This is a genomic window from Streptomyces sp. NPDC017991 (genome assembly GCF_044328075.1).
Lineage (GTDB): Bacteria > Actinomycetota > Actinomycetes > Streptomycetales > Streptomycetaceae > Streptomyces.
In genome coordinates this window covers 74,056-99,301 of record NZ_JBIRGP010000001.1, presented here as the reverse complement: position 1 = coordinate 99,301, position 25,246 = coordinate 74,056, and the positions used below count along the sequence as shown (strand labels likewise).

Annotated in this window: 21 protein-coding genes; 13 read left to right on the top strand and 8 right to left on the bottom strand. The window is 71.4% G+C overall.

The features are described from left to right. Window positions 1-21: 21 nt before the first annotated feature. The 3 genes from ACH4DZ_RS00475 to ACH4DZ_RS00465 are packed head-to-tail and all read left to right on the top strand — an operon-like array spanning window position 22 to window position 4,239. The gene (locus ACH4DZ_RS00475) at window positions 22-2,172 is read left to right on the top strand and encodes a hydantoinase B/oxoprolinase family protein (protein WP_398284647.1); all 2,151 of its coding nucleotides are present in this window, start codon (window positions 22-24) and stop codon (window positions 2,170-2,172) included. A gap of 25 nt (window positions 2,173-2,197) precedes the next feature. Then, on the top strand, window positions 2,198-3,457 hold the full coding sequence (locus tag ACH4DZ_RS00470) for a CaiB/BaiF CoA transferase family protein (protein WP_398284646.1): 1,260 nt from the start codon (window positions 2,198-2,200) through the stop codon (window positions 3,455-3,457). Then, complete coding sequence (locus tag ACH4DZ_RS00465; RefSeq protein WP_398284645.1) at window positions 3,457-4,239, top strand: enoyl-CoA hydratase/isomerase family protein; 783 nt, start codon at window positions 3,457-3,459, stop codon at window positions 4,237-4,239. Before ACH4DZ_RS00470 ends, ACH4DZ_RS00465 begins: the two co-directional genes overlap by 1 nt. Before the next feature lie 323 nt (window positions 4,240-4,562). On the opposite strand, the gene ACH4DZ_RS00460 is transcribed toward ACH4DZ_RS00465, so the two are convergent. After that, window positions 4,563-5,492, bottom strand: a complete 930-nt coding sequence (locus ACH4DZ_RS00460) for a LysR family transcriptional regulator (RefSeq protein WP_398284644.1) — start codon at window positions 5,490-5,492, stop codon at window positions 4,563-4,565. 277 nt (window positions 5,493-5,769) lie between these two features. On the opposite strand from ACH4DZ_RS00460, the gene ACH4DZ_RS00455 reads away from it, so the two are divergent. From ACH4DZ_RS00455 to ACH4DZ_RS00425, 7 genes are all read left to right on the top strand, one after another. Then, window positions 5,770-7,110 carry an MFS transporter gene (locus ACH4DZ_RS00455; RefSeq protein ID WP_398284643.1) on the top strand — a complete coding sequence of 447 codons (1,341 nt, stop codon included), beginning with the start codon at window positions 5,770-5,772 and terminating at the stop codon, window positions 7,108-7,110. A gap of 40 nt (window positions 7,111-7,150) precedes the next feature. Continuing rightward, window positions 7,151-8,800: an amidohydrolase gene (locus tag ACH4DZ_RS00450; protein ID WP_398284642.1), complete on the top strand. Its 1,650-nt coding sequence runs from the start codon at window positions 7,151-7,153 to the stop codon at window positions 8,798-8,800. Between the two features lie 384 nt (window positions 8,801-9,184). Beyond that, a complete protein-coding gene (locus tag ACH4DZ_RS00445) occupies window positions 9,185-12,118 on the top strand; it encodes an AAA family ATPase (RefSeq protein WP_398284641.1) in 2,934 nt (977 codons plus the stop codon). Between the two features lie 31 nt (window positions 12,119-12,149). After that, window positions 12,150-13,115: an alpha/beta hydrolase gene (locus ACH4DZ_RS00440; RefSeq protein WP_398284640.1), complete on the top strand. Its 966-nt coding sequence runs from the start codon at window positions 12,150-12,152 to the stop codon at window positions 13,113-13,115. 242 nt (window positions 13,116-13,357) lie between these two features. Beyond that, entirely contained in the window at window positions 13,358-14,386 is a 1,029-nt protein-coding gene (locus ACH4DZ_RS00435; RefSeq protein ID WP_398284639.1) for a helix-turn-helix domain-containing protein, read from the top strand. Beyond that, complete coding sequence (locus tag ACH4DZ_RS00430) at window positions 14,380-15,351, top strand: helix-turn-helix domain-containing protein (RefSeq protein WP_398284638.1); 972 nt, start codon at window positions 14,380-14,382, stop codon at window positions 15,349-15,351. The genes ACH4DZ_RS00435 and ACH4DZ_RS00430 overlap by 7 nt, the downstream gene beginning before the upstream one ends. A 119-nt stretch (window positions 15,352-15,470) precedes the next feature. Continuing rightward, window positions 15,471-15,935, top strand: coding sequence for a DUF5709 domain-containing protein (locus ACH4DZ_RS00425; RefSeq protein ID WP_398284637.1), 465 nt, complete (start codon window positions 15,471-15,473; stop codon window positions 15,933-15,935). 70 nt (window positions 15,936-16,005) lie between these two features. On the opposite strand, the gene ACH4DZ_RS00420 is transcribed toward ACH4DZ_RS00425, so the two are convergent. Next, window positions 16,006-17,622 (bottom strand): MFS transporter, encoded by a 1,617-nt coding sequence (locus tag ACH4DZ_RS00420; protein ID WP_398284636.1) that lies wholly within the window; start codon window positions 17,620-17,622, stop codon window positions 16,006-16,008. Between the two features lie 278 nt (window positions 17,623-17,900). Between ACH4DZ_RS00420 and ACH4DZ_RS00415 the strand changes: the two genes are divergently transcribed. Continuing rightward, window positions 17,901-18,872, top strand: coding sequence for an alpha/beta hydrolase (locus ACH4DZ_RS00415; RefSeq protein WP_398284635.1), 972 nt, complete (start codon window positions 17,901-17,903; stop codon window positions 18,870-18,872). Between the two features lie 119 nt (window positions 18,873-18,991). Then, window positions 18,992-19,714, top strand: coding sequence for an alpha/beta fold hydrolase (locus ACH4DZ_RS00410; protein ID WP_398284634.1), 723 nt, complete (start codon window positions 18,992-18,994; stop codon window positions 19,712-19,714). Window positions 19,715-20,032: 318 nt separating this feature from the next. On the opposite strand, the gene ACH4DZ_RS00405 is transcribed toward ACH4DZ_RS00410, so the two are convergent. Continuing rightward, the gene (locus ACH4DZ_RS00405; RefSeq protein WP_398284633.1) at window positions 20,033-20,635 is read right to left on the bottom strand and encodes a TetR/AcrR family transcriptional regulator; all 603 of its coding nucleotides are present in this window, start codon (window positions 20,633-20,635) and stop codon (window positions 20,033-20,035) included. 72 nt (window positions 20,636-20,707) lie between these two features. Between ACH4DZ_RS00405 and ACH4DZ_RS00400 the strand changes: the two genes are divergently transcribed. Further along, window positions 20,708-21,535: a class I SAM-dependent methyltransferase gene (locus ACH4DZ_RS00400; protein ID WP_398284632.1), complete on the top strand. Its 828-nt coding sequence runs from the start codon at window positions 20,708-20,710 to the stop codon at window positions 21,533-21,535. 12 nt (window positions 21,536-21,547) lie between these two features. On the opposite strand, the gene ACH4DZ_RS00395 is transcribed toward ACH4DZ_RS00400, so the two are convergent. The 5 genes from ACH4DZ_RS00395 to ACH4DZ_RS00375 all read right to left on the bottom strand — a co-directional run bounded on the left by ACH4DZ_RS00395 (window position 21,548) and on the right by ACH4DZ_RS00375 (window position 25,168). Next, complete coding sequence (locus tag ACH4DZ_RS00395) at window positions 21,548-22,771, bottom strand: ATP-binding SpoIIE family protein phosphatase (protein WP_398285431.1); 1,224 nt, start codon at window positions 22,769-22,771, stop codon at window positions 21,548-21,550. Next, entirely contained in the window at window positions 22,768-23,151 is a 384-nt protein-coding gene (locus ACH4DZ_RS00390) for an anti-sigma regulatory factor (RefSeq protein WP_398284631.1), read from the bottom strand. The genes ACH4DZ_RS00395 and ACH4DZ_RS00390 overlap by 4 nt, the downstream gene beginning before the upstream one ends. A 26-nt stretch (window positions 23,152-23,177) precedes the next feature. Continuing rightward, entirely contained in the window at window positions 23,178-23,594 is a 417-nt protein-coding gene (locus tag ACH4DZ_RS00385; protein WP_398284630.1) for an STAS domain-containing protein, read from the bottom strand. After that, the gene (locus ACH4DZ_RS00380) at window positions 23,591-24,442 is read right to left on the bottom strand and encodes an STAS domain-containing protein (protein WP_398284629.1); all 852 of its coding nucleotides are present in this window, start codon (window positions 24,440-24,442) and stop codon (window positions 23,591-23,593) included. Before ACH4DZ_RS00380 ends, ACH4DZ_RS00385 begins: the two co-directional genes overlap by 4 nt. A gap of 315 nt (window positions 24,443-24,757) precedes the next feature. Beyond that, window positions 24,758-25,168 (bottom strand): DUF4190 domain-containing protein, encoded by a 411-nt coding sequence (locus tag ACH4DZ_RS00375; RefSeq protein WP_398284628.1) that lies wholly within the window; start codon window positions 25,166-25,168, stop codon window positions 24,758-24,760. Window positions 25,169-25,246: the final 78 nt, after the last annotated feature.

The window sequence follows — 25,246 nt, the reverse complement described above, 5'->3', positions numbered from 1 at the left end:
CGTCCGTCGAAGGAGACGACCATGAGTGGCACCCCGCACAACCTGCCCGAAGGCTTCGACCCCGTCACCCTCGAAGTGATCCGCATGCGGCTGGACTCCATCGTGGAGGAGATGGGCATCGCGATGATCCGCTCCTCGGGCTCTCCGGTCATCACCGAGGCCGGCGACTTCAACACCGCGCTGTTCGACCCCTCCGGCCGCATCTACGCCTACTCCGACTACGTCCAGTTCCACATCGGCTCCGGCAGCGTCGCGGTGCGCAACCTCGTGAAGGCGATCGAGGGTGAGCAGCTGTCACCCGGTGACGCGTTCATCAGCAACGACCCGCACACCGCCGGCGCCAGCCACCCGCCGGACACCAACGTCATCTCGCCGATCTTCCACGGCGACGAGCTGATCGGCTGGGCGCAGTCGCAGGCGCACCTCATCGACGTCGGTGGCATGACCCCCGGTGGCTTCGCGCCCGGCGCCCACGACTGCTACGCCGAGGCGCTGCGGCTGCCGCCGGGCGTCAAGATCTTCGAGCGTGGCGAACCCGTCGAGTGGGTACGCCGCATCCTCCTCAACAACGTCCGCGTACCGGCCCTGTTCTGGAACGACGTGCGCAGCCTGGTCGCCAGCAACAACACCGGCATCCGGCGGCTGCTGGCCACGACGGAGGAGTTCGGGCTCGACCGGTTCCGGGACTACACGAAGCTGTCCTTCGAGCTGGCCGAGCAGGTCGTGCGCGACCGCGTCCGCGAGATCCCCGACGGCACCTACACCGCCGAGGAGTGGACCGAGCACAACGGACACGTCGACGACCTCTACCGCGTCGCGTGCACGATGACCAAGCGCGACGACCAGGTCACCTTCGACTTCACCGGCTCCAGCGAGCAGACCGACGGCTTCGTCAACTGCAGCTACGGCGCGCTCGTCGGCAGTGTCGCCAGCGCCATCGTGCCGATCCTCGCGTGGGACGTTCCCTTCAACGAAGGGGTCATGACCGCGTTCGAGATCGTCGCCGAGCCCGGTTCGATCGTCAATCCGCGCCCTCCGGCACCCATCAGCAACGGACACCTGACGACCGGCGCCCGGGTGAGCCGCGTCATCACGAAACTCATGAACGAGGCGTGCCGTGGCAGCGGTGACGACGTCATCCGCGACCGCACCCAGGGTGTGTGGGGCGACTCGTGGACGGGTGGCATCTCCGCGGGCACCACCGACGACGGCGAGTACTTCGTGCTGTTCAACATGGACGGCGGCGGCATGGGCGCCGGCGCCCAGCCGGAGAGCGACGGGCTCGACTGCGCCGGGATGATGACGCAGGTCAACAACATGCTGCCGGACGTCGAGATGAACGAGATGCTCTACCCGGTGCTCTACCTGTGGAAGCAGCTCAACGTCGAGAGCGCCGGGCACGGTGCCCACCGCGGCGGCCTCGGTCTGCGCTTCGCGTGGACACTGCACGGTGCCCAGGAGGTCACCCAGACCGTGTTCGCCCCGAACGCCCAGGTGGTCGCCGACGGCTTCGGCGGGGGACTGCCCGGCGGGGGCAGCGGCCACGAGGTCTGGCACCGCAGCAACGTCGCCGACCTCCTCGCCGAAGGCCGCGTACCCGACCCCGGCACGCTGGACAGCGCGGAGCGGGAACTGCTCGCCATCAACCAGCAGTCCGTCAGCATCCGCGAGGGTGACGTGCTGGTGCAGTGGATCGCCGGCGGAGGCGGCTACGGCGACCCGCTGCTCCGGGAACCGCGGCTCGTCGCCGCCGACGTCCGCGACGGATACGTGACCGAGGAGACCGCGCGACACACCTACGGAGTGGTCGTCACCGACGGGATCGCCGACGAGGCCGCCACCGCGCAGGCGCGCGCCGCGCTGCGCCACGAACGTCTCGGCGGCAGCCCGGACCGGCCCGTTCCGGTGGACTCCACGGCCCGGGCCTCCGCACCGCGGCGCGACGCCGACGGCTGGCACGTGCCGGCCAGCGGCGCCCGCCTGGGGGACGGCGACGACTGGCACGACCTGGCACACAAGGTCACCCATGTCGCCGCCGACCGGCTCGCCGAGCACGGAGTGCGCGTCCGCCCCCGCACCGAAGGCTGGAAGATCGTCATCGACGAGTTCTACAGTCCCTCGTGCGGCACCCTCCTCGATGCCCGTGTCCGGGTGGACACCGGCGCGAGCTGACCGAGAACCAACAGCAAGGAACAACATGACCTTCAACGACACCGGGCCCCTCGCGGGCATGCTGCCGGGAGGACTGTCCGAGGGCGCGCTGCGCGGTGTGGTCGTCCTCGACATCACGCGGGTGGTGGCGGGACCGTTCTGCTCGATGCTGCTGGCGGATCTCGGCGCGACCGTGATCAAGATCGAGAACCCGAAGGACCCGGACTACGCCCGCGACTTCCCGCCCAAACTCAAGTCCGACTCCGGTGACGAGTTCAGCGGTTTCTTCGCACAGTTCAACCGCAACAAGTTCGGACTCACCATCGACCTGTCGACCGACGGCGGCAAGGAACTGCTCAAGAAGCTGGTGCGGCGCGCCGACGTCCTCGTCGAGAACTTCCGGCCCGGCACGATGGACAAGCTCGGCGTCGGCTACGACGTCCTGCGCCAGGAGAACCCGCGCCTGGTCTACACGGCGATCTCCGGCTACGGGCAGAACGGCCCGTACCGGCGTCGGCCCGCCTACGACAACAGCGCGCAGGCCACCGGCGGCCTGTGGTCGATGAACGGCTTCCCCGACCGGCCGCCCGCGCGGGTCGGCACCATCATCGGAGACCTCTCCGCGACGCTGTACGCCGTCATCGGCACCCTGGCCGCCCTGCGCCACGCGGAGAAGACGGGCCAGGGACAGATGGTCGACGTCTCCCAGCAGGACTCCGTGCTCAGCCTGACCGAGAACGCCGTCGTGTCCTACACGGTCGACGGCAAGGTCCCCGGCCCCCTGGGCAACGAGCACCCGTTCGTCAAACCCTACGAGCTCTACCCGTGCAAGGACGGATTCGTCTTCTTCGGCGGCTACACCGACAAGTTCTGGCGTCTGTCCTGTCAGCTCTTCGGGCAGCCCGAACTCGCCGACGACCCCGAGATCGACACCATGGCCAAGCGGTTCACGCCCGAGGTGTACGAACGCCGGGTCCGGCCGCTGCTGCACCGGTGGTTCGAGGACAGGACGAAGACCGAGCTTGAGGAGATCGTCGGAGACGCCGTACCGCTGAGCGCGATCAAGGACATCGCCGAGGTCGTCGCGGACCCGCAGATCGCCGCGCGCGACATGGTCGTCGACGTCGACTATCCCGACTTCGGCGAGCTGCGGATGTTCGGATCACCGATCAAGCTCGGAGACACGCCCACCCAGCCGCGCGGACTGGCGCCGAAGGTCGGCGAACACTCCGACACCATCCTGCGGGCACTTGCCGACCTCGACGGGAACGAGATCACGCGGCTGCGGCGAGAAGGGGCCGTCTGATGGGCGGCATCACCCTCGACAGGGACGGCGACATCGCGATCGTGCGCTTCGACCGCCCGGAAAAGCTCAACGCGCTCACCCTCACGATGTACGACGACCTCGGCGCGGCCTTCGCCGAGGTCCGCGACAACGACGCGTTCGCTGTCGCGGTCCTCACCGGCAGCGGCGACCGGGCGTTCTGCGTGGGCGCCGACCTCACCGAGTCCATCCCGGCGCTGGCGGAAGGCCGCTTCGACATCTCACGTTGGGACGCCGCGCACCAGAAGCACACCTCCCTGTTCAAGCCGGTGATCGCCGCGGTGAACGGCCTCTGCCTCGGCGGCGGATTCGAGATCATGCTGTCCACGGACATCAGGATCGCGGCCGACACGGCGGAGTTCGGCCTCCCCGAGAGCGGCGTCGGCGTCGTACCGGCCGGCGGTACGCTCACCAGGCTCACCCGCCAGATCCCCTACGCGTGGGCCATGGAACTGATGCTCCAGGGCGACCGCGTCACCGCTGAGCAGGCACTGCGCTACGGCGTACTCAACGAGGTCGTCCCCGCCCCCGATCTCCTCGAAGCCGCGCTGCGCCGCGCCCACCGGCTCGCCACGCGCAGCGGTACCGCCCTGCGGACCATCAAGGAGGCCGTGCTCCGTCTCGGCGACCTGCCGCAGGACCAGGCCTTCCACAGCGAAGCCCTCTACGGGCAGAAGGCGTTCACCTCACCGGACGCCCGTGAGGGGCTGAGCGCGTTCACCGCACGGCGCGAGCCGGACTTCCCCTCCCGCGCGCGCCCGTGACGTCCGTGGCCGGCGGTCTCGCGCCGGCCGGCAACGGCTGCGGTTCCCGCACCGACACGCACACACCCAGGAAGCCGCTGCCACCGGGTACCACCGGCAGCGGCTCTACCTGCGTGATGCCGGCCCGCTCGGCGGCGGCCGGCGACGCCCGCATGGCGGCGGCGTGCTCACCGGGCAGCAGTCTGGACGCACAGCGGTCGACGCAGGGGTCGGACAACTGCCCGCCACGGCGGTGAAGCCGACCCCCTTCGGCGAACGATCCTCGGGTGGCAACGCCCCCCGGCCGGAGACTCGAAGGGCGATCGCCGCGGTCGGTCAGCTCATCAGGGGCGAGGCGCTTGGGGAGCATCGCGAGGGCGGCTGCCGGGCTTTCTGCCGCCGTCGTTGGCCATGAGCCAGCTCGACAGCTGACGTACGGCCGCGTCGATCTCCTCGTGCGCGTAATGGTCGGGGTCCCAGCCGGCGTACAGGGAGATGGCCAGCGGACGGCCCTGGCCGGTCAGCGGGCGCACGCTCAGGTCGAACTGCGGGTGGTCGACGACGACGCAGACGCCGTGGCCCGCGGCGGCCAGGGCCTGGGCCATGGCCTCGGACTGCGGCTCGAAGGCGGGCCTGAGCGGCGTGCTCTGCTCGTACAGGGCGGTGTCGAGGGCGCGCCGCACGGCGCTGGCCCGGCTGCTGACGATGACCGGGTGATCGAGCAGGCTCGCCAGCTCCAGGTCGCCCCCGCCCTCCTGGGCGATGGGGTGAGCGGCCGGCATCTGCGCGCTGATCCGACGGCCGCCCAGACGCCGCGCCGCCATGCCGCCGGGCGGCGGGCCGGTGGAGATGCCGATGTCGACGTCCCCGGCCCGCAACCGCTCGTACACCTGGTCCGGCTCACAGCCCCGGGCGTCGGTGAAGGGGCCGCCGAGCTCCGCGACGTACGGGGCCATGAGGTGCGTGATGGTGGAGTTGGGGCAGGCCACGCGGAACTGAAGCGGGCTCTGCCCGGAGACGGCCTGAAGCAGCTCCGTGCCCTGGGCGGCGCGCAGGGTGAGGTCCCTGGCGACGGGTACGAAGCGGCGTCCGGCCGCCGTGAGCTGGACCCCCGTGCTGGTGCGCCGGAGCAGCTCCGCGCCCAGCTCGCGTTCGAGGGAGCGCAACTGCCGGGAGATGGAGGGCTGGGCGACATGGACGCGCGCGGCGGCGGCCGTCATAGAGCCGGTGTCGACCACCGCCAGGAAATACCGCAGGACCCGCAGTTCCATCATGCCTCCGTCGTGCCGCGCCCGTGTCGCTGCCGGGCCTTCACCGCTCGGCGCCCGCCACCGTATCCCCGCCGGGACACGGTCATGCCTTCGAGGTATGACCGTGCAGCTCAGAAGGTACTGGACCGTATGGCTGGTGGGCCACGAAACTATGGCCGACCGGACAACACCGTTCGAACGGGCACCCGCAGCGTCGCGGTCAACGCAGGACCTTCCGCCGCCTCGCGCCGCGCACAGGTCGAATCCCCGCCGGCACCGCCGCTTACTCCCGGAGTCAGCCATGCCCCAGGTCACATCCCCCGCTGGCCGCAAAGCCAGACGTGCCACCACCGCGTCCTTCATCGGGACCGCGGTCGAGTGGTACGACTTCTACATCTACGGCACCGCCACCGCCCTGGTGTTCGGCAAGCTGTTCTTCCCCACCGCCAGCCCCACCGCCGGCACCCTCGCGGCCTTCGCCACCTTCTGGGTCGGGTTCCTGGCCCGCCCGCTGGGTGGACTGATCTTCGGCCACATCGGTGACCGCGTGGGACGCAAGAACGTCCTCGTCACCACCCTGGTCCTGATGGGTTCCGCCACCACCCTCATCGGCCTGCTGCCCACCTACGCCACCATCGGCGCCGCCGCGCCGGTCCTGCTCGTCCTGCTCCGTGCCGTGCAGGGCATCGCGGTCGGGGGCGAATGGGGCGGCGCGGTGCTCATGGCGACCGAGAACGCCGAGCACAAGCGCCGCGGCCTCGCGGGCATGTGGGTCCAGCAGGGTTCGCCGGCCGGGTCCATCCTGGCCACCCTCGTCTTCATCGCCGTCGGAAACCTGTCCGACGACGCGTTCATGACGTGGGGCTGGCGCGTCCCGTTCCTGCTCTCCGCCCTGCTGGTGATCATCGGTCTGGTGATCCGGCTGAAGGTCACCGAGTCCACCGACTTCGAGAAGGCCAGGCACCAGCAGGACGCCGCCCCGAAGATTCCCGTGGTCGAGCTGTTCCGCACCTCCCGTGTGCTGGTCCTGCTAGGTGTGGGTGCCAGCGCCATGGGCATCTCGTCCGCCTACTTCACCAACACCTTCGTGCTGTCCTGGGCCACGAGCGACCTGGGCGTGCACCGGCAGACCATGCTCGACATCCTTCTGGTCCTCGCCATCCTGCAGTTCCTGTGGCAGCCCCTGGCGGCACTGCTCGCCCAGCGCGTGGGAACGGTGCGGGTGATGGCGGGCGCCCTGATCGCCAACATCGTCGTCGCGGTGCCGATGTTCCTCCTGATCGCCACCCGTAACAGCACGCTGATCGGGGTGGGGCTGGCCCTGGGCGTGCTCACCGGATGCAGCTACTACGCGCTGCTGGCCGGCTTCCTGTCCCAGGCGTTCCCGGTCAAGGTCCGCTACACCGGCGTCTCCCTGGCCTACCAGCTGTGCAGCACCGTCATCGGCGGCTCCACCCCCTTCGTCGCCCAGTGGCTGCTCACCCGGGGCGCCGGCCACTGGCCGGTGGTCGGCTACTACATCACGCTCCTGTTGCTGACCACGGTCTGCGTGCTGGCTCTGGCCCGGCACCGCTCGGGCCCCCGCGACGACGCCTCGGGGACCGAAGCCCGTGACCGGGAGAGTCTCCCCACCGTCGCGTAAGCCGGCCGCACACTCGAACCTCCCTTGCTAGGACCCAGTCATGCACTTGGACGCACTGTTCACCAACGGCCGCTTCACCACACTCGACACGGACCGGCCCACCGCACACACCCTCGGGGTCTTCGGGGGCCGTGTCGTCGGCCTCGACGAAGAAATCGCCGGATGCACCGCCGACCACGTCCACGACCTGCGCGGCGCCCCGGTGGTGCCCGGTTTCAACGACGCCCACCAGCACCTGAGCATGCGTGGCCGCCGCCTCCTCGAACTCGACCTGCACGCGCGGACCGTCCCCACCCTCGACGCCCTCTACGCCGCGGTCCGCGAAAGGGCGGCGCGGCTGGGCCCCGACGAATGGCTCTTCGGCGCCGGTTACGACCAGAACAAGATCGGCGCCCACCCCACGGCCGAAGCCCTGGACGAAGCGGCTCAGGGGCGCCCCGTGTGGCTGGAGCACGTCTCCTGCCACATGGGCGTGGGCAACACCGCGGCCTTCACCCGCGCCGGCTTCACCGACCGGCTCGGTGTCCCCGACATCGACGGCGGCCACATCGGACGCGACCCGGACGGCAGGGCGGTCGGCCTGCTCCAGGAGACCGCCCAGCACCTGGTGACCCGGGCGTTCCGCCCCTCGCCCGTCGACTCGGTCGTCGCCGCCATCAGGGCCGGCAACGACCAGGGCGTGAGCGAGGGCATCACCAGCCTCACCGAACCGGGGATCGCCGCCGCCGAACACGTCGGGCACGGCCCGGCCGACCTGCACGCCTTCCACCGGGCCGTACAGGAAGGCGCACTGAGCATCCGTACCACCGTCATGCCCTACATGACCGTCCTGCACGACCTGGGGGCCGTCGGTGACGGTGACACCTGGTTCGGGCTCGACCTGGGCCTGCGCAGCGGATTCGGCGACGACCGTCTGAAGATCGGCGCCACCAAGATAGCCACTGACGGCTCGCTCATCGGCCGCTCGGCGCACATGTGCTGCGGCTACCACGACGAACCCGAGAACGTCGGCTTCCTCCAGTTCGACGAGCGATGGCTGCACCGCACCATCGCCGAGGCGCACCGGTGCGGCTGGCAGATCGCCGCCCACGCCATCGGGGACGCCGCCATCGACGTCGTCCTGGACGCCTTCGAAGCCGCGCAGGCCGCCCACCCGCGCCGGGACGCGCGCCACCGTATCGAGCACTTCGCCGTCGCTTCCGACAAACAGGTCCGCCGTCTGGTGGACAACGGCGTCATCCCCGTACCGCAGGGACGCTTCGTCTCCGAGATCGGCGACGGCATGATCACCGCACTGGGCCCCGAACGCGCCGAACTCTGCTACCGCATGCGCAGCCTCCTGGACGCCGGAGCCGTCCTCCCCGGCAGCAGCGACGCCCCGGTCGCGCACGGCAGCCCGCTGCTCGGCATCCACGACATGGTCAACCGCCGCACCGCGGGCGGCGCCCCACTGGCCCCCGCCGAAGCGGTCACCCCCGAACAGGCCCTGTACGCCTACACCGTGGGCTCCGCCTACGCCGAACACGCCGACGACCGCAAGGGCCGCCTCTCCCGCGGCATGCTGGCGGATTTCGCCGTCCTCTCGGACGACCTGCTGACCGTCGACCCGCAGCGGATCGACACCCTGTCCGTCGGCGCCACGGTGATCGGCGGCGCCGTCGTCCACGACAGCGGCGCCCTGTCCGCGTAGTCCCGACATGGCTCAGTGCTCCCAGACGGTCGATGACCTGGCGAGGGATGACCCGGTGGTGTGCCCACGCCAGGCTGCAGCCGGCTTGCACAGGTCATCGCCACGCCTCTGATCGTTCCGTGCAGGATCAGCCACAGGATCGCAACGCCCACCCCTATGAGGATCGCAGGGCTCATCCCCACTCTCTGGCTCACCTGGTTCCTCGTCACCTGGCCCGGCATGCCGGGCTCCAGGTCGCCGACGGCACAGTGGAGGCCGCCCGCAGCGGTCCGGAACCGGCTCGTCACCTGGCCTGGCGACCAGTCATGTGACAGAAGCGGTTACGTCCCCGACTCGGCGACAATCCCCTGGTCAGGGAAAACGCACCGCCCCGGGAGTACGTGCATGACGGTCCACCCGCCCCAGCAGCCCATGACCGGCCACGAGGCCACCGTCCTGGGCCGGGACGGTGAGATCGCGCGGATCCTGCGATGCGTGACACGCGAGCCCGGCACTCCTCAGACCCTGCTGCTCCTCGGCGACGAGGGGATCGGGCGGACGACCGTGCTCCGGCACGTCGGGGAACGGGCCGCCGCCGACGGCGTACTGGTGCTGTCCGCGCAGGGCTGGGCCGAGGACCCGGGGCACGCGCAAGCCTGTCTCGGACAGTTGCTGACACCGCAGGTACGCGGCGAGCTGGCCGCGCTGCCCGCCGCGCAGCAACGGGTGCTGACGGCCGGGCCGGGAGCGGACGGCGGGAACAGGGCCGAACTGCACGCGGCCGTGACGGCGTTGCTGGACCGGCTCGCCGGGTCCCGGCCGGTGCTGGTGTGCGTGGACGACGCCGACCTGTGCGACCGCACCTTCCTGGAGGCGCTGTTCACCGCGGCCCGGCTGCTGCCCGGCCGCGCGCTGACAGTGCTGCTTGCCGCACGCCACGAGGCGGACCTGCCCGGCCCGCCGCCCGGCTCCGAGACCCTGCGACTGGGCCCGCTGAGCGACGCCCCGGCCGCCGCGCTCCTCGACAGGCAGCCGTCGGCGCCCACGGGCCGACACCGGCTGGAGATCCTGGCGGAGGCCGAGGGCAGTCCGCTGGCCCTCGTGGAACTGAGCCGTGGTGCGCCGGGGCCCACCGGAGTGACGCGACACCCGCCCACGGAGCACGTCTTCGGCATACGGCTCGACGCGCTTCCCGCGCGGACACGCCGGGCCCTGCTGTACGCGTCGGCCGCCGGGCCCGGCGAGACCGTCGGCGCCGTCATGGCCGCCCTGGGCACCGACGACCTCGCGGTGTGGGCACCGGCGGAGGCCGCCGCTCTGGTCGTCGTGGTCGAGGACCGGCTCGACTTCCGGCACCCGCTGGCGCGATCGGCCGCGTATCTGCGGCACTCGGCCGGCGAACGCCAGCAGGCACACCGTGACCTCGCCAAGATCGCCGTACTGCCCGAGGCCAGGGCCCGCCACCTGGCCGCCACCGCCGTGGGACCCAACGCGTTCGTCGCCGCCCTGCTGGCGGACTCCGCCTGGCGGCGCGGGGACGCGGTGGCGGCCGCCCACGCTCTGGAGCAGGCGGCCAGGCTCAGCCCACAACGGTCGAAACGGGCACGCCGGCTGGCCGAGGCCCTGACGGCGGCGCACATGGTGGGTGATCCCGGCTGGGTACGGGAGCTGCACGGACGGCTCGTCCAGGAGTCCGCCGACCCGGGAGCCCATCCGGGAGCCCAGCCGAGATCCCATCCGGAAGTTGACCCGGAAGTCGACCCGGGAGCCGATCCGGAACTCGTCTGTGTCGCGGCAGGCGCCCTGGCCTCCGTCCTCTCCCAGGAGTCCGCTCAGCGCGAGGCCTTCGAAGTGCTGGCCGACGTCGCGGAACACCTCCCCCTGATCCATCGGAGCCACGCGCTCGCACTCGCGGGCCTGGCGGCGGCCATCGCCGAGCAGTCCGGTCTGCCGGAGCACACGGCGGCCCTGTCCACACTGCTCGACCGCGCCCGCCAGGCCCGAGGGGCCGAGCGGTGGCACCCCACCGCGGCCGGCCCACTGCTCCGCCTGGACACACCGCATGCGTGGCGGGCACTGGAGGCGCTGGTCACCGTGGTGGCCCGGCCGCAGTCCGCCACCGGCTCGCACTCCGGCCTCGGCCGCCCGCACGGAGCCCCGCCGGCCGTACCCGGCCTGCCACCCGCCGTACCCGGCCAACCGCCCGCCGCCCCAGGCCTGCCGCCCGCCGGACCGGAGGCCCCGCCATCCGGACCCGACGGGCCGGTCGCCCGGGCGGTCCTCGCCGCGGTGGCCCGCCACGCGGACGAGGCGGACGTGGACCTGGGGCAGTCGCGTACCGCCGACGACCGGCTGCGGGCCGCCCGAGCCTTCGGGCTGCGCGGCTGGTCGGTTCTCCCTCTCATCGACACCCTCCTGGCCATCGGGCGGTTCCCGGAGACCGAAACCGTCATTCAGGACGCCCTGACCGAGGCGAACGTACTGCGCCTGCCCCGTCTCCAGGCCGACCTGGAGGCGCAGGCCCTGACCGTCCGGGCGCTGCGCGGAACCTCCGCGGAGGCACCCGGGCTCACCCCCGCCGTCTGGCGTGCCGTCTCCCTGGACGAGAACCGGGCCACCCACGCCCGCCTGCTGCGCGCCCGCGGACTCGCCGCCCTCGCGCAGGGAGACGTGGAAGGAGCCTGGCGGCACCTGCGCGAACTGTTCACCGCCGACGGAGCGCCTCTGCACCCCCACCTGTCCGCGCGGAGCATCGCCGAACTCGCGGTCGCCGCACAGCGCACCGGACGGTCCGCCGAAACCCTGCCGGTTCTGGAGCGGGTCCGTGCGGAACAGGGGGAGCGCCCGAGCACCAGGATGACCCTGCTCATGCACCACGCCGCCGCCATGGTCGGCCCGGACGGCGAGGCCGAGGAGCACTTCCAGCTCGCGCTCGTCAACCACGGGGGCGGCCGGTGGCCGTGGGAGCGTGGTCAAGTCCGCCTCGACTACGCCATCCGGCTGCGCCGTCGGCGCCGGACCCTGGAGGCGCGCCGACAGCTGACCTCGGTGCTGGAGACCGCGGAACGCCTCGGCGCCGGCGCCCTCGCAACCGCCGCCCGGATCGAACTGCGCGCCAGCGGTGCCGCGCCGGCCCCCGAAGGCGCGGGTCCGCTGCAGGAGCTGACGGCACAACAGCGGCAGATCGTCCAGTTCGCCGCACGCGGTCTGTCGAACCGTGAGATCGGGGAGCGGCTCTTCCTCTCGCCACGCACCGTAGGCTCGCATCTGTACAACGTGTATCCCAAGCTCGGCATCAGCAGCCGTCATCAGCTCCGTGACCTGGTACAGGACCGGTGACAGTGGCGGCCGAACGGTCGGAGGAGAGCCCATGAGACCCGGAGAACCGGGCACGGCCGTGACCCTCGACCATGTGGTGCAGCGCCTGATCACCGCCTCCGCCACCCCGCCCGCCCTCGACGACCTCGGCCCGGACACGGCGCGGCGGGCCCTGCGGGAGGCCCAGCCCGACCGGTTCGAGGACTTCGACGTGGAGGCGGTCTTCCGCGTGGCACCGGTCGGCCCGTCCGGGCTGCTCGGCTTCTGGACCGTCCGCCCGGCCGGGGTGTCCGGCCCGCTGCCGGCCCTCCTGTATCTGCACGGCGGCCGATGGGCGCTCGGCGACGCCCAGACCCACGCCCGTCTCATCAGCGAACTCGTCACCGGCGCGGGGATGTGCGCCGTGGTCCCGGAGTACAGCCGCGCCCCCGAGGCCCGCTACCCGGTGGCCCTGGAGGAGTGCTACTCCCTGTTGACCTGGGCGGTCTCCCGGGCCGGCGAGCTCGCGCTGGACCCGGACCGGCTGGCGGTGGCGGGGGACTGCGCCGGGGCCACGCTGGCGGCCGCCGTGACCATGCTGGCGAAGAACCGCAACGGTCCGCGGATCGGCGCGCAGTTGCTCTACTACCCGCTCACCGACGCCCGCTGCGACAGCGCCTCACAACGGCAGTTCGCCACCGGCTACCTCCTCACACGCCAGGCCCTGCGCGCCTACTGGGCGCGGTACGTCGCCGACCCCACGCGGCGGAGCGAACCCACCGCGGCACCGCTGCGGGCGCGCACGGAGGATCTGGCGGGGTTGCCGCCGGCCCTGGTCGTCACCGCCGAGGCAGACGTGGCCCGCGACGAGGGCGAACAGTACGCGCGCCGGCTGTCCGAGGCCGGGGTCGAGGCGGCGTCCCTGCGATTCCTCGGCACGATCCACGACTTCGTGGCGCTGCACGCCCTGGCAGACAGCGAGCCCACCCGGACGGCGATCCTGACCGGCTGCGCCTTCTTGCGTACGCGTACGAAATGACCAGCACCGCGGCGGCCGGTCTCCGCGTGGGCGTCGTTCACGACGACGAGCACTGCGACGACCGACTCTTCGCCTGCGAGTGTCTCCGCGTGCGCTTGTCTCCGCGTGCGCGTGCGCGGAGAGAGGTCGGCACTGCAATGACCGATCCCAGCCTGCGCCTTCCAGGTGTTGCGCGGCCCGACGGCCGCAGAGCAGTCGGCCGACTGATGCGTGGACCGGTACCGCCACGACATGCTGACGGCATGCCAACCGCGATCGACTCCCACGAGGAGAGACGCCCGCACCCGGCCGTTCCGGTGAGTGGGCGAAGCACCGTGCTGACCACCCGCTCGGTCGCGCCGAGCGAGAGCCTGGACTACTGGCACGACGCCGTGCTCGACACTCTGGTGGGGATGGACATCACCACGGAAGGCCGTACGTACGACGCCACCATGCGGACGGACCACCTGGGAAACCTGCAGATCACGACGGTGGAGTGCGACCCCGGCCACGTCCACCGGACACCGCGTTCCATCGCCCGCGGCGACGGACGGCAGGTCTTCGTGGCCGTTCAGGGTGCCGGCCGGGCCCAGGTCGAACAGGACGGCCGCACCACGGAACTGCGGACCGGGGACATCGGGTTCTTTGAGACCGTCCGCCCCTTCCACACCGTCTACCCGGAACGCTTCCGGATGAAGATCTTCGCGGTCCCGCGCGCGCTGCTGCAACTTCCCGACACGGGCCTGCGGCAGCTCACCGGCCGTTCGGTACGCCCGAGTGGCGGGCTCCCCGCCCTGCTCGGGCCGATGCTGGACCGGCTGGCGGACACCGCCGCGTCGTATGCGACGCCGACAGCCGACCGGCTGGCCGAGAGCGTCATCGCCCTGATGGCGGCGACCGCGGCGGACCAGCTGGGGGCGGACCCCGCCGAAGTGCCGGGCGCCGACGGCGTCCTGCTGCTGCGCGTTCGGACCTACATCCGCTGGCACCTGTCGGACCCCGGACTGACCCCGTCCGTCATCGCCGGGGCGCACGGCATCTCGGTCCGCTGTCTGCACCGGCTGTTCGAGGCCGAGGACAGCACCGTGAGCCGGTGGATCCGCGAACAGCGACTGCAGGAGTGCCGCAAGGAGCTCGCCGCCCGGCCGCCGGGCTCCGTCACCCTGGGCCAGGTCGCCCGGCGCTGGGGGTTCACCGGCCCGGCCGGGCTCGGCAAGGCCTTCCGTAACTCCTTCGGGCTGTCACCGTCGGAATGGCGGGACCGGGTATGGGCGGGAGCGGCGTCTTGCTGACCGGCCACGCCCCCTGGGTGTCCTGCTCCACCCGGGACCTGGTGCCCGGCGACCGTCTCCCCTCCTGGCAGCGCGCCCTCTCGCGGACCTTCGTGGACGTCGAGGTCACCGTGGAGCAGGACCGTCCGTGGGACGGCGAACTGAGCGCCGACCGACTCGGCGTGCTCCAGATCGCCACCCAGGCGTTCGGCCCCGGAACGGTTCTGCGCGGGGCCCGTTCGGTGGCCGCCGACCCGCGGACCCACCTCCTGGTCCGCCGCCAGCTGGAGGGCACAGCACGACTGCTCCAGGACGGCCGCACCGCCGAACTCCGCCCAGGCGACCTGGCCTTCCTCGACGCCCGGCGGCCCTTTCGGATCGTGCTCCCCGAGCGGCAGCGGGCGCGGATCCTCATGGTGCCCCGGGCCCTGCTGCGCCTGGAGGAACGGCAACTGCACGCCCTTACGGCCACGGTGGTGGACGAGAGGGCGGAGGGCGCGGCCGGCCTGCTGCTGCCGCTGCTCGACGCACTCGTCGACGAGGTCGCACGGGCCGGCCATGCTCGGCGTGAGCAACTCGCCCGTACCGTCGTGGACATCCTGGCGACCGTGGCCCTCGAACAGACCGGACGGCCGCCCGAACCGGCGGACCTGTGGGAACGCATCACCGAGTCCGTCCGCACCCGGCTGGGCGAGCCGGGCCTCGGCCCTCGGACCATCGCCGCCCAGCACGGCATCTCGCTGCGCTATCTGCACCAGCTCTTCCAGCGGCACGACACGACCGTGGGCACCTGGGTACGTACCCGGCGACTGGAAGCGGCCCACGGGGAACTCGTCCACCCCGCGACGGCCCATCGTCCCGTGGCCGAGGTGGCCGCCCGCTGGGGGTTCACCAGCCCTTCCCACTTCAGCCGGGCGTTCCGCGACATGTACGGGATGTCACCGGCGCAGTGGCGCAGGGCGGCGGGCGCGGTCCGGGCGGACTGACACCGCCGACCCAGCCGGCGATCCGACCACCACTACGCCTACGCCTACGCCTACGACCTCTACCCTTTCCGGACGACGGCCGGATCGAACCGAACGACCCCGACAACGATGGAGCGCACATGAGTGACGAGACGATGGGTGACGAGGTCTACCAGCCGGACGGTTCGGAGGTGCAGGACGACGCGGGTCTGCTGGACGCTTCGGACACCCTGGACTACCGGGCCGGCACGGAAGCCCTGGACGAGGGCTATTCGCCGCCGGAGCGCCCTTGGGCCGTGGAGCACACGGGCGTGACGGCGGCGGAGGCACGACGCGGGGAGACCCTGGACGAGCGTCTGGCCGAGGAAGTACCGGACATCGGGGTCCCGGAGGGCGACGATCTCGGCGACACCCCGGACACGGACGGCGAACTCCTCGACGAGGAGGTCGGCGACGCCCGTGCCGGACGGCTCCTCGCGCCGGACGAGGGAACGCACGAGGTCACCGAGTCCGACCTGTTCGCCTCCGACCGTGGCCTGGACGGCGCCGGGGCCTCGGCGGAGGAGGCGGCGATGCACGTCGTCCCCGAATCCGAGAGCTTCTGACCTTCCCGCCCTCGATGCCCGCCCTCGATTCCCGCCCTGGGTTGCAGCCCTGGGTTCGCGCTCGGGGGGATCAGGGCCGTACCGGTGGTCCCGCCGAGGTGTCGAAGGCGTGCGTCACCTCGGGCGTGCTGTCCGGGGTGAGCAGCGCCCGGGCCTCCTCCTCGAACCGGCGGTCGGTGGCCGTCAGCCGGACGTGGTGCTGGTCCAGGTGCTCGGCCCAGGAGGAGACCAGGTAGTTCTCGACGAACCGCTGCGGGACGTGGCCGTCCTGGTAGAGGCCCCATGACAGGGCTCCGGTACGGCGCCGGGAGCGGGCCACGCGGTGCATCCGGTCCGTGAACTCGGCCCAGTGCTCCGACGGGACCCGGTAGACGACGGAGACCAGGACCGGGCCTGTCGGGCCGTCGGCCTCTTCGGGCGCGAACACCAGGGGAGGGGCCGGCCAGTGGTCGGACGGCATGGGGTTGATGCCTTCGGCGTCCCGCAGCGGCCACCGCCGTACGCTGGCCGCGCTCAGCAGCATCGTGGCGCCGGCGATCAGCAGACAGGCGCTCAGCCCGAGCCAGTCGGCGACCGTGCCCCACAGGGGGGCGGCCAGAGCCTGTCCGCCCTGGAAGACCAGGAGGTAGACGGAGAGGCCGCGGGCCCTGACCCAGCCGGGGAGCCGGGTCTGCACGGCCGCGTTCAGCGTGGACAGGACCGCGATCCAGGCGAGGCCCGCGGGAAGCAGGGCGAGCGCGACCACCCACGGGGTGCGGACCGTGGCGAGCACCGTGAGCACCCCGGCGAACAGCAGGGCGCCGACCGCGAGGGTGCCGTTGGCGCCAAGCAGGCGATGGGCCCGGGGCAGCAGGAAGGCTCCGCCCACCGCACCCACGCCCACCGCCGCGAGAAGCAGTCCGTAGCCGCCGGAGCCGAGGCCGAGCGAGCGGCTCGCGGTCAGCGGCAGCAGGGCCCACAAGGCGGCGCCGCCGGGGATGAACAGCAGCGTGCGCAGCAGGACGCGGCGGATGCCGGGTGCGTTCCAGACGTAACGGCGGCCTGCGTACAGGGCGGCCAGCAGCCCTACGTTCGTGGCGGGCGGTGCGGTCGCCACGGCGGGGCGCCGCCACAGCAGCAGGACGGTCGCGATGCCCAGATAGGACGCGGCGTTGAAGGCGAAGACCCAGCCGGCGCCCGCCGCCGCGACCACCGCCCCACCGAGCGCCGGGCCCACGGCGCGGGCGAGGTTCATGTTCACCGCGCCGAGCGCCGCCGCCTGACCGAGCCGCTCCCGCGCCACCAACTCGGGCTGGATCGCCTGCCAGGCCGGGCCCATCAGCGCGGTACCGCAGCCCAGCAGAAACGTCAGGAGCAGCAGGACCGTCGGCGAGAGCGCGTCCAGGAACGCGAGTACGGCCAGCGCCCCGGATACCGCCAGCATCGCGAACTGCGCGGTCACCAGCACCACACGCCGGTCGAACCGGTCGGCGATCACCCCGGAGGGCAGTGCCAGCAGGACGACGGGCAGGCCGGCGGCCGTCTGTACCAGCGTCATCAGCGCGGCACTGTCCCCGACGAGGAGCCACTGTGCGCCCACCGTCTGCATCCAGGTGCCGATGTTGGAGACCAGCTGGGCGATCCACAGCGCCCGGAAGACACGTGCCGCGAGCGGCGCCCAGGGGGAGTCGGTGGTGGTGGCGTTCATGGTGCTCCCGAGTGGGTCCAGGCGGGGCTGTCGCCCGCCGAGCCGTCACGTTAGGACCGGTCCGAGCGGCGGAGTGTCCCGTGCGCGCACAGGCGCCGACCCCACAGCGCACAGCGCACGGGGCGCGGGGCGCGGGGCACAGCGTTCGCACACGAACAACGCACTCCGGGGACGACAGGAGTGCACTCGGGGACAACTGCCCGGCGCACCGCACTTCTACGGTGGCCTCAAGGGCGCCGGACCGACCGGGGTGCCCCTCGCAGTCCCAGGAGACGCGCATGTCCGAAGCCTTCACACCCGTCGAGCCCGTGCTCGAACCCGCCGCCGCGGCCTTCGCCGAGGCCACCGCCAACCCGCCCTACCTCTTCGACCTCGCCCCCGCGGACGGCCGCAAGGCCGTCGACGAGGTGCAGTCCGGCGAGATCGCCAAGCCGGCGATCGACGAGGAGTGGATCACGGTGTCGGGCGGCCCCACGGGCACCGTCCGGGCACGCATCGTCAAGCCCGCCGGCGCCACGGGCCCCCTGCCGGTCATCATCTACATCCACGGTGCCGGCTGGGTCTTCGGCAACGCCCACACCCACGACCGCCTGGTGCGCGAACTCGCCGTCGGCGCCGACGCCGCGGTCGTCTTCCCCGAGTACGACCTCTCGCCCGAGGCCCGCTACCCCGTCGCCATCGAGCAGAACTGGACCGTGGCGCGCTGGGTCGTGGAGCAGGGCGCGACCAAGGGCCTGGACGCCACCCGGATCGCGGTGACGGGTGACTCGGTCGGCGGCAACATGGCCGCCGCCCTCACCCTGATGGCGAAGGAGCGCGGCGGTGTCCCGCTGGTCCAGCAGGTGCTGTTCTACCCGGTGACCGACGCGAGCTTCGACACCAACTCCTACCGCCAGTTCGCCACCGGCTACTTCCTGCGCCGTGACGGCATGCAGTGGTTCTGGGACCAGTACACGACCGACGAGAAGCAGCGCGCCGAGATCACGGCCTCCCCGCTGCGGGCCACCACCGAGCAGCTCACGGGTCTGCCGCCGGCCCTCGTCGTCACCGGTGAGGCCGACGTCCTGCGCGACGAGGGCGAGGCCTACGCCAACAAGCTGCGCGAGGCCGGCGTGCCCGTCACCGCGGTCCGCTTCCAGGGCGTCATCCACGACTTCGTGATGCTCAACGCCCTGCGCGAGACCCACGCCGCCGACACCGCCATCTCCCTGGCCGTACGCACGCTCCGCGCGGCCCTGTACGCGGTCTGACCCGGGCGACGGCGTTCACCCCGAACGAACCGTCCGCGCCGCACGACGGCCACTCGCGCCCGAGGCATCTCAGACCGCACACGCCCGACCACGACCGCACACGACCGACAAGGAACTCCATGACCGACTCCACGCCCACCGTCGTCCTGGTGCACGGGGCCTTCGCCGACGCGTCCAGCTTCGCCCGGGTCGTCCCCGAGCTGCTGGCCGACGGCCTGAAGGTGCTCGCCCCGGCCGTGCCCAACCGCAGCCTGACCGGTGACGCCGCCTACATCGCCTCGGTCGTACGCGCCATCCCCGGCCCCGTCGTCCTGGTGGGGCACTCCTACGGCGGTGCCGTCATCACCGTCGCGGGCGTCGAGGACAACGTGAAGGCCCTGGTCTTCCTGGCCGGTTACGCCCTGGAGGAGGGCGAGAGCCTCGGCGAGCTGCAGGGCCGCTTCCCCGACTCCGACCTGGCCTCGGCCCTGGTGTACACGTCGTTCCCGGTCGAGGGCTCGGACGAGCCCGGCACGGATGTGACCGTCGAGCCCGACAAGTTCCCCGCCATCTTCGCCGCCGACGTGGACCCGGACCTGGCCCGGGTGCTCGCCGTCTCCCAGCGTCCGCTGGCCGGCGCGGCCTTCGCAGAGGCGGCCACGGCCGCGGCCTGGAAGACCAAGCCGTCCTGGGGCCTGGTGTCGTCCTCGGACCACACCATCAACCCCGACGTCGAGCGCTTCGGCTACGAGCGCGCCGGCATGACCACGACCGAGGTCGACTCGTCCCACCTGGTCATGCTCGCGCACCCCAAGAAGGTCGCGGACCTCATCCGCGAAGCGGTCCGGAGCGCCTCCGCCTGACCGGGCTGCCTCAGGACACGTGAGGGGGCGTTTGCTCCAGGAGACAGAGACCAGTCCTCCCAGAACAAAGGCCCTCCAACAGGCGCACAGCCGAGCGACAGACCGAACCAACCAACTCTCCGTCGACCGACACGGCGTAGTCGGACCTGGCCCGCAGGTCTACCAGCGGGACCTCATTAGTCGGCGTGACGGCGAATCATAAGCGTGCTCCGACAGCCCGGATCAAGGTCTCCGAAGGACCCCGGAGTCGGACACGGCTACCCGCACGGGGCTCATGGTTCGACGCGCCCCGAGACGGCCGGCTGGAGTATGTCGTTCCTAAGTCGGTCGTCGTTGTACGACGTCGGCGATGACCGCCGTCACGAGCTTGCTGACGACTGCCGTGTCCGGTGGGCCGGGGCCGCGGTCCGTGAACAGGAGATGCCCGCCACCGACGAGTGAGAGGGTGAGGGAGTCGATGTCGGCGTCGGCCGCGATGCGGCCCAGTTCACGCTCGTCGGCCAGATAGGCGGAGATCGCGGTCGAGGCCTCGGCAAGGATCGCGATGCCGCCTCCGGGCCTGGCCTGCCGCAGCCGTGCTCGCAGTTCATCCCGGAAGGTGATGAGCGGGATGATCGCCACCGGGATCGGTCCGAACAGGGTGGTCAGCGCGCTGGTGAGGTTGCCGGCCACCGTGCCGGTGCCGGCGGACCCGCGCAGTGCACCCGCCTGCGTCTCAAGCTGCGAGGCCCGGTCGAGCACGAGGTCGGTGAGGAAGGCGTCGAAGTCGGAGAAGTGCCGGTGCAGGACGCCCTTGGCGCAGCCCGCCTCGTCGGTGACGGCCCGGCTGGTCAGCCCGTTCGGCCCGTCCTGAAGCAGCACACGTTCCGCAGCGTCGAACAGTTGCTGCCGGGCGTCGCGAAGGTGCACTCCAGTCGGCATTCACAGATCCTCTCGTACTTCATCCCGCGGGCGGCCGTTGCCCAGTGGGCATGTGCCCACTAAGGTGGGCGCATGCCCACTTTACCGCGAGAGCAACCTGAATCATCCCCGGCGCAGCCGCACGACGTCCGGCGGATGGCCGAGTCGTTCGGCGTGGACGCGCAACGCTACGACCAGGCCCGGCCCGGCTACCCCGATACCCTGATCTCGCGGATCGTCGCCGCGAGCCCCGGGCCTGACGTGCTCGACGTCGGCTGCGGCACCGGCATCGCGGCCCGCCAGTTCCAGGCCGCCGGCCGCACCGTGCTCGGCATCGAGCCCGATGCGCGGATGGCCGACTTCGCGCGAGCCCGTGGCCTGCGGGTCGAGGTGGCGACCTTCGAAGCCTGGCAGCCGGCCGGCCGGACATTCGACGCGGTCGTCGCCGCCCAGTCCTGGCACTGGGTGGACCCGGTCGCCGGCGTGGTGAAGGCGGCCCGTGTACTGCGCCCAGGTGGGCTGCTGGCGATTTTCGGGCACGCGTACGAGCCGCCGGTCGAGGTGGCCGAACCGTTCGCCGCTGCTTACCGGCTGGCGGCGCCCGGCTCCCCGCTCAACGGCCAACCGGCTCGACGTCCGCTGGATTTCTACCAGGCGGGATACGCGAAGTTCGCCGACAAGATCCGCGAAACCGGACAGTTCAACGCACCCGAACAGTGGCAGTTCGACTGGGAGCAGTCCTACACGCGCGACCAATGGCTGGACCTGCTACCCACCACCGGCGGCCTCACCCAACTCCGCCCCGACCAGCTGGTCCGGATACTGGACGCGGTCGGGAGCGCCATCGACTCCCTGGGCGGACGCTTCACAATGAACTACACCACCCTGGCCACGACCGCCGTACGCGCCACCGCCTCCTGACCCCGTATGAGTTCACCGGGGCGACTTGGCGATCACCGCACTGGCGTCGTCGCGACGGGTCCCGGTCTGGCGCATCAGCGCGGTGGCGATCAGGGCTGGCGGGTGGTGCAGCAGTCCTGCCAGATCCGTGTGGCTCCAGCGGTCGCTGAGACCGTCGGAGTGCATCACCAGGACGGCGTCGGCGGGCAAGTGGTGCTCGTAGACGCGCAGTTGGTGCATCTGGTGGCCCGTGATGCCCGGGTGGGAAAGCAGCGTGGTGCGGGAGGTGCGGGTGACCAGTGCGGCGGTGATGTTCCCGACACCGCAGAACAACAGGCGGCCATCGGGCTCCAGGCGGGCGATGGCCACTGCCGCGCCGCGGGTGCCGCGGAGCGCCCGGTGCACCTGCTCCATCACCTGCTCGGGGGTGCGGGCCGTCCCTGTCCTGAAAGCACGGACAGCGGCTTGCGCTGCTGCGGCGGCCATCGGACCGTGGCCCAGCCCGTCACAGGACATGACCAGCATGCCAGCGCCCGGGCCGGCGACAGAGGCACGTACGGGCGCGGGACGCCCCGTTCTCTCCGCACGCAGGGAAGTGTTGTGCCCCAAGGCCGTCCGGGTCTGCGCTGCAGGCGGTCGAATTCCGGTCAGGGCAGCCCAGTCGGGGGCGCCGGTGGCCGACGAATATGGGTCGCCGGCCTTCTCTGTCGGGGCCGGCGGCGCAGCTACGCCGTTGTCTGTTCGCGCGGCCCAGGCATCGCCGCAGACCTCCTCGCCGCTGATCGGCCGGGTGATGCCTCCCACGGGGGGTTCTCCGGCCACGCGGGGATGCACAGGACGGGGCCAGAACCGGGCGAGCTGCACTGTGCCCAGACCGGGTCGGGAGTGTATGTGCAGGGAATCGGCCAGCCGATGGATCGCCCCCAGGCCGATGCCCAGGCTGCCGAGCGTCGACATGCCGTCCCGCAGTGCTGCCGGTACGTCCGCCATTCCCGGGCCCGCGTCCACGGCTACCACTTCCACCCCGGCCGTGGTGTCGTTGCGCAGGACGCGCAGCAGCAGAGAGCCGTCGATGGCGTGCTTGGTCAGGTTGGTGGCCAGTTCCGTCACGGCCAGTACCAGCTCCGCAGTGCGCTGCTCACCCAGACCGATGCGCCGCCCCAGAGCGGCGGCGGCACCACGGGCGCCTTCGGACCCGTCACGGAACCAGGCCACGTCCTCGCAGTCCACCACTTGTATGAGTCCCGGGCCGGTCATCGCGCCCACTTGGTGATGGTCACGGTGGTTCCCTGTCTCGGGGTGGTGTCCAGGACGAAATCATCGACCAGTCGCCTGGAGCCGGACAGCCCCAGGCCCATGCCGCCGCCAGATGTCCAGCCGTCGGTCAGGGCCAGTTCCACATCAGGGATGCCCGGACCGTCGTCGCTGAAAACGAGGCGTACTCCGCGACGGCCGCGTTCGTCCACCAGACGGGCCGTCATGGTGCCACCGCCGCCGTGAATCAGTGTGTTGCGGGCCAGCTCGCTGGCGGCGGTGATCAGCTTCGTCTGCTCCACCAGGGAGAAGCGGCACTCCTGGGCCAGGGCGCGCGCCAGCTGACGCGCCTGTACGACCCCCGCGCTGGCAGTGATCTCCAACAGCTGAGGAGCGCCGGGAGCGCCGTTCACCGTCCTGCCGCAGTATTCGGCACCGCACCCGCGGGGCCGGAAGCTCCCCACGACGCGACGTGGGCCCGCTCCAGCACCTTCAGGCCCTTTTCCAGGGTCAGCGCGGTCCGCACCCCGCCCAGCGAAAGGCCCAGCTCGACCAGGGTGATGGCCACCGCGGGGCGCATGCCCACCACGACGGTCTGCGCGTCCAGCAGACGCGAGAGCGAGGCGACCGTGGCCAGCATCCGGCCGACAAAGGAATCCACGATGTCCAGGGCCGTGATGTCGATGACCACCCCGTGCGCACCGGATTCGACGACCTTGGCCGCCAGATCGTCCTGCAGCGCCAGTACCGACTGATCGTCCAGATCGATCTGGATGGAGACCAGCAGTACCTGACCGATCTGCAGGACCGGGACGCGCTCAGTCATCGGGCACGCGCCTGCGGCGTGGCCGAGAGGGTGACGCCCGAGCGGCGCAGCGCGTGCCGCAGCGCATCGGCCAGCGTGGCTTTGGTGACGATGTCCCCGAAGTTGATTCCCAGGGCGACGACGGTCTGCGCGATCTGCGGGCGGATCCCGGAGATCGTGCATTCCGCGCCCATCAGCCGGGCGGCCACCACGGTCTTCAGCAGGTGCTGGGCCACCTCGGTGTCCACCGCCGGGACACCCGTGATGTCGATGATGGCGTGCTCGGAACCCGTGTCGATCAGCGCCTGGAGCATCTTCTCCATCACGACCATCGTGCGCGCCGAGTCCAGGGTCCCGACCAGCGGGACACCGATCACCCCGTCCCACAGCTTCACCACCGGCGTCGACAGCTCCAGAAGCTGCTCGGCCTGCGCCGCCACCAGCTCCTCCCGCGTGGCCGCGTAGACCTCGATGGTGAACAGGCCCAGCGTGTCCAGCAGCGCGGCGAACTGCAGATACGCCTGCAGGTCACCGCCCTTGCCCGACAAGGACGGCTCCAGGACCTCCTTGAGGGCGAACACACTCACCGCGGTCTCGGTCGGGGTGAAACCCTGCCGGGCCCGGTTGCGCGACAGCTCGGTGAGCAGAGCACGGATCTCGCCATATGCGTCGCCATGCCCGTCCAGGCTCCCACTGCCGAGCGCTGCCACCAGCGCCGTATAGATCTCCTGGAGCTCCTGGTGAACTTCCGCGCGGCTCACCCGCCCGCCCAGCCTGCCGGTGACCTTGTCCGCCCAGTTGGCGCCGAGGTTCTCCCCCTGCACGGACAACAACTCGACCAAACGGTCCGAAACGCCCCCACCAGCCACGAGCACATCCTTCTTCAGCAGACCAGACGGCCCTTCGGGAACCATAGGCCATCCCGGCGACCCCCGAGGGCGCCGCTTTCTTGCGCCAGCGGGGCTGTTGGTCCCTCTTCGCAGCGCAGATCGACTTCTCAGTTCCCCAGTCGGCGGGGCTGGGGCCGACCTCGCCCGGCGAGTGCGGGACGGCCGGTGCCGGGTACGGATCGGCTCGGTTCGACTCGTTTCGGCTGCCGACAGCAGCAGCCGCCGCATTCGCCCCGCACCAGCACGTCTCCGGCCGCACCGTCACCAGGATCACTGAGGACTGCCGTCAAAGAGTCAGTTGTCGTTGACGTCGCGTTCGAAGTCGTCTGAACACTGGTCACGTTCGGACTTGTTGTCCGCGTGCTGAACGCAGTCGTTGTAGTCCTTGAACGAGTCCGAGGTCAGGAAGGAGACCCCGATCGCGACGATGACGGAGGAGGCGATGACCGCGAGAGCGCTCAGGATTGCGCCCACGATGGCCATGACCCGGTGCGGAGCCCGTCCACCGCGGGCGCGCCGGGCGGCGATGATTCCGAGTACCAGCCCCACCAGGCCCAGGAGGATGCCCCCGAAGACTGTCCAGAAGAACACGCAGCCGGCGATGCCCAGCACCAATGACGCGATCGCCAGACCGTTGCCGGTCCTGGACCCGGGGTCCGCGTGATGTCCGGGATAGGGGTGGGCAGGTTGACCGTAGTGAGCCATCCGCGGGCCTCGCTTTCCGTTGACCGTGCGCGTACATGTCGTAGGTGTGCTGAGGCGTCTTCCCCGTGGCGTGCATCA